The organism is Kitasatospora sp. NPDC057198 (assembly GCF_042670125.1).
Lineage (GTDB): Bacteria > Actinomycetota > Actinomycetes > Streptomycetales > Streptomycetaceae > Kitasatospora.
Window position 1 is genome coordinate 1 of record NZ_JBHUWH010000547.1, and the last position, 4,908, is coordinate 4,908.

The window sequence follows — 4,908 nt, forward strand, 5'->3', positions numbered from 1 at the left end:
GTGGGGAGGTTCCCCACCGGCCCCGGCCGTTTCCGTCCGAGCCGTGTTCGTGCGATCCGTTCCGTCCGAGCCGTTCCGTGCGCCGGGAGCGGGGTTCACCCCTCCCGGCGGAGCCGGGCGCCGACCCAGCGGGCGCGCCGGCCGATGATCTTCGGAATGCCGAGCCGGTACCCCGCGCCGCTTGGTGTCCGCCCGGCCGGCTCGTAGGGCCACTCCGGCTGCGGGACGTGCGGTTGCGAGCTGCTGCTGCCACGGCGGCTTCGGCGCGGCTGGGCTTCTCGTTCGGGCATCCAGGTCATACCGGAGGGATTCCCCCGGGCCGTCCGGAGTAACCGCCTCCGGGGTCGCCGACCTGGCCTATGCACTTGTCATATGAACGCCGCCAACTGTGCCGGAGCGGAGGCCGGTTGGGCCCGCCGCCGCCCCGCCCCGCTCAGTCCTCGCCGTGCTGCCGGACCCACTCGATCAGCTCCGCGGTGAACTCCTCCGGAACCTCCTCGTGCGGGAAGTGCCCGACCCCCGGCAGCAGCCGCCACCGGTACGGCGCCGACACGAACTCGCCCGCCCCCAGCGCCGTCCGCGACAGCAGCACCGGGTCCGAGGCGCCCTGGACGTGCAGCACCGGCGCGGTGATCTGCTTCTTCATCCGGCGCGCGAACTGGATGCCGTCCGGCCGCGCCATCGAGCGCATCAGCCAGCGGTACGGCTCGATCGAGCAGTGCGCGGTGCTCGGCACCTGGATCGCCTTCCGGTACGCCGTCACCGCCTCGGCGGGCAGCATGTTCGGCCCGGTCCAGGCCCGCAGGTACTCGCCCACCAGCGCCCCGTCGTCCGCGACCAGCCGGCGCTCTGGGATCCACGGCCGCTGGAAGCCCAGCACGTGCTCGAAGGCGGCGACCTGCTTGCGGTCGGTCAGCAGCGCCCGGCGCAGGTGCCGCGGGTGCGCCGCCGACACCACCGTCAGGCTGCGGATCACCGAGGGGCGCATCACCGCCGCCACCCAGGCCAGCGTGCCGCCGGTGGCGTGCCCGACCAGGTGCGCCCGCCGCTCGCCGAGCGAGCGGATCACGCCGGTGACGTCCAGCGCCAGGTTGCCCGGGTCGTAGCCGCGCGGGGTGCGGTCCGAGCCGCCGGTGCCGCGCAGGTCCAGCGCGACCGCCCGGAAGCCCGCCTCGGCCAGCGCCGTCAGCTGGTGCCGCCACGCCCACCAGTACTCGGGCCAGCCGTGCACCAGCAGCACCAGCGGGCCCTCGCCGAGCTCGGCGATGTGGAAGCGCGCCCCGTTCGCCGCCAGGTCCCGGTGCGTCCACGGCCCGGCCGAGCGGACGCTCCACGGCTGTGCGGGCACGGGCGGGACGGGATCGGGAACGGTCTCATCCACGGGCTTCTGGTCCAACGACATACCCGCAGCCTGTCATACCCGCCCTCCCCGCACCCGCCCGGCACTCATGCGCGCACGCAACCGTTACCGGCCGGTGCTCACTGGATCCGGCCGAGCGCCCGGTCGATCTCCTCCTTGGTGGCCGGCCGCGGCTTGGCGTTCTTCAGCACCTTGGCGGTGGCCTGCGCACCGGCGATGGTCCGCTCCGGCTTCCGGATCTTCTTGAAGTACCGGATCATCAGGAACGCCAGCAGCGCGGCGATCAGCACGTACGCCCCGCCGACGATGGCGAACGACCAGCCGGTGGTGATGCCCAGCGCCTGCAGCCCCCAGGCGAAGGCGAAGGAGAACATCGGGATCGAGGCCAGCGCCACCACGCCCGCCACCACGCCCGCCGCGGTGCCGATGCCGCCGCGCACCACGTCGGCCTTGATCTCGGCCTTGGCCAGTGCGATCTCGTCGTGCACCAGGCTGGACAGCTCGGCGGTGGCGTCGGCGAACAGCTCGCCGACGGTCCGCTCGCCCTCGTGCGGGGTGCGGCCGTTCGAGGGTGCGGCTCCTGCGGCCATCGGGAGGTCTCCGTTCAACGGGCTGGGCGGGGCGCCCTGAGAGTGCGTCACGCGAGTGTGTGTCAGCTCAGCATCATGCCCCTACCGGCGAGTCGGGCACCACTCCGGGTACCCGCCCGGCGGCGTGTCACCCCTGCCGTTGGTACACATCGGGGACGCCGTCGCCGTCCTCGTCCCGGTTCTCCTCGTCGTACAGCTCCCGGTAGTGCCGGTTGCGCCGCTTCAGCAGCAGCGAGCCGACCACCGCGCAGGCCAGCGAGCCGACCAGGACCGCCTCCTTGCACAGCTGGGCCAGGTGGTGGTCGTCCGGGAACGCCAGGTCGCTGATCAGCAGCGACACCGTGAAGCCGATGCCCGCGACGGTGGACAGCGCCACCATGTCGGACCAGGTCAGCTGCGGGTTCAAGGCGGCCCGGGTGTAGCGGGCGGCCAGCCAGGTGCCGCCGAAGATGCCCACCGACTTGCCGACCAGCAGGCCGATCACGACGCCCAGCGGCGCCGGCTGGGTGAACACCTCGCCCAGGATCTCCGCCGACACCGGCACCCCCGCCGCGAACAGCGCGAACACCGGCACCGCCAGGCCCGCCGACAGCGGCCGCACCAGGTGCTCGATGTGCTCGCCGGGCGACTGCTCCTCGCCCTCCTCGCGGTGGCAGCGCAGCAGCAGGCCCATCGCCACGCCCGCCACCGTCGCGTGCACCCCGCTCTCGTGCATCAGCGCCCAGATCACCACCGCCAGCGGCACGTACAGCCACCAGCCGCGCACCCCGCGCCGGTGCAGGAACCAGAACAGCACCAGCCCCGCCAGCGCCGCCCCCAGCGCCCAGAACCGGATCCCGGACGAGTAGAAGACCGCGATGATCAGGATCGCGATCAGGTCGTCCACCACCGCCAGGGTCAGCAGGAACGCCCGCAGCGCCGACGGCAGGTGGCTGCCCACCACCGCCAGCACGCCCAGCGCGAAGGCGATGTCGGTCGCGGTCGGGATCGCCCAGCCCGCCGGGTGCCCGTTCGGCGCGGCCACGTTGATCGCCGTGAACAGCACCGCGGGCAGCAGCACCCCGCACACCGCCGCCACCACCGGCAGCGCCGCCGCGCTCGGCGTGCGCAGCTCCCCGGCGACGAACTCGCGCTTCAGCTCGATGCCCGCCACGAAGAAGAAGATCGTCAGCAGCCCGTCCTGCGCCCACGCCTCCAGCGGCAGGTCCAGGTGCAGCGGCCCGCTCGGCCCGACCGTGTAGTCCAGCACCGACTCGTAGGCGTGCGGCCACAGGTTCGCCCACAGCAGCGCCACCGCCGCGGCCACCAGCAGCAGCACGCCGCCGACCGTCTCGGTGCGCAGCGCGTCGGCGAGGTAGCGGCGCTCGGGCAGCGACAGCAGGCCGAGGAACTGCCGGCGGTCGTCGGACGGGCGCCGCTCGTCGGACTCGCTGCGGTCGTCGGACGGGCGTCGGTCGTCGGACGGGCTGGTCACGGCGGGGGACCTCCTGAGGCGGGCGGCATGCGGACACACGGGTGGTGCGGTGCCGACCAGACTTCCCGGCGCGCCTCAGGTTCTTGATGGTTCCTCGACATCCTACGACGCGTGGCGACCGGGCGTTCGGTTCGTCCCACTTTATGGGGGCTGCCGGGGGTGCGGCGGCCGGGATCCGGCGCGCTGACCCGGATGGGTTCGGCCGGATGCGGACGATCCGCCGCGTTCCTAGGGTCGGCCGCAGGAGCGGGCCGCCGCCCCGGCCGCCCGCACCGTCATGGAGGAAACGATGCCCAGTCAGGAAACCGAACCCATACCGGTCCAGGCCGTGGGTCCGCAGGGGAGGGGGGCCGAGGGCGCCGACACCGCCCTGCCCCCGTTAACCGACCCGGACCTCGAACACCTGCTGCGCCCGCTGTTCGCCGCCGCCGCGCCCGAGGGCGGCATCGCCGTCGCGGTGATCCGCGGCACCGAACGCACCGTCGCCTGCCGCGGCTACGCGGACCGGGCCGGGGAGCGCCCGGTCCGGGCCGACACCCGGTTCGAACTCGGCTCGGTCACCAAGACCTTCACCGCGCTGCTGCTCGCCGACATGGTCGCCCGCGGCGAGGTCGGCTACGACGACCCGATCGACCGCTACCTGCCCGCCGAGGTGCTGCCGGGCTACCCGCACGAGCGCCCGATCACCCTGCTGCACCTGGCCACCCACACCTCCGGGCTGCCCCGGCTGCCGGTCGGCCTGGCCCCCGCCGCGGTGCCCCGCTGGTTCACCAGCCCGTACGCCACGTTCAGCGCCGCGCACCTGCTGCGCGCGCTGCCCCGCACCCCCGTGCGCGGCACCCCCGGCACCCGGGTGCGGTACTCCAGCCTCGGCGCCGGACTGCTCGGCCTGGTGCTGGAGCGTGCCGCCGGGCAGCGCTACCAGGAACTGCTGACCGGGCGGGTCTGCGAGCCGCTCGGCCTGATCGACACCTCCTGCGGCACCGGCCGGGACGAGACCACCGGCTACCGGCGCGGCCGCTGGATCCCCTCGTTCAAGGTCCCGGCGCTGCCCGGCGCGGCGGCGCTGCGCTCCACCGCCGACGACATGCTGCGCTACCTGCAGGCCCACCTGGCGGTGGACGCGGTGCCGATCCCGGAGCGGACCGGGGCGGCGGCCAGCCTGCGCACCGCGCTGCGCGAGGTGTGCCTGCCCCGGGTCGCCCGGCGCGGCTTCGGGCAGCGGATCGGCCTGAGCTGGCACCACCGCCCGGCCGAGGAGGCCGCCGACCGCGAGGTGGTCTTCCACAACGGCTCCACCGGCCGCTGCACCGCCTTCGTGGGCTTCGACCGGGCCGCGCAGACCGGCCTGGTCGCGCTGGCCGGGCCGCTGGCCACCGGGCGGCGCAGGTTCGCCCAGAGCGCGTACGACGTGCTGCGGGCGCTGGCGGCCTGACCGGCGGGCGCGGCCCATGCACCGGGCCCCGCTCCGCGGTGTGCGGAGC

4 protein-coding genes are annotated in these 4,908 nt (G+C 74.4%); 1 reads left to right on the forward strand and 3 read right to left on the reverse strand.

Annotated features, from left to right (window positions below):
- Positions 1 to 433 precede the first annotated feature (433 nt).
- From ACFUEL_RS35165 to nhaA, 3 genes are all read right to left on the reverse strand, one after another.
- Positions 434 to 1,402: an alpha/beta fold hydrolase gene (locus ACFUEL_RS35165; protein ID WP_380241557.1), complete on the reverse strand. Its 969-nt coding sequence runs from the start codon at positions 1,400 to 1,402 to the stop codon at positions 434 to 436.
- Between the two features lie 77 nt (positions 1,403 to 1,479).
- The gene (locus ACFUEL_RS35170) at positions 1,480 to 1,950 is read right to left on the reverse strand and encodes a phage holin family protein (RefSeq protein WP_380241559.1); all 471 of its coding nucleotides are present in this window, start codon (positions 1,948 to 1,950) and stop codon (positions 1,480 to 1,482) included.
- Positions 1,951 to 2,077: 127 nt separating this feature from the next.
- Positions 2,078 to 3,424 (reverse strand): Na+/H+ antiporter NhaA, encoded by a 1,347-nt coding sequence (nhaA, locus tag ACFUEL_RS35175; RefSeq protein ID WP_380241561.1) that lies wholly within the window; start codon positions 3,422 to 3,424, stop codon positions 2,078 to 2,080.
- Between the two features lie 289 nt (positions 3,425 to 3,713).
- Between nhaA and ACFUEL_RS35180 the strand changes: the two genes are divergently transcribed.
- The gene (locus tag ACFUEL_RS35180; protein ID WP_380241563.1) at positions 3,714 to 4,859 is read left to right on the forward strand and encodes a serine hydrolase domain-containing protein; all 1,146 of its coding nucleotides are present in this window, start codon (positions 3,714 to 3,716) and stop codon (positions 4,857 to 4,859) included.
- Positions 4,860 to 4,908 lie beyond the last annotated feature (49 nt).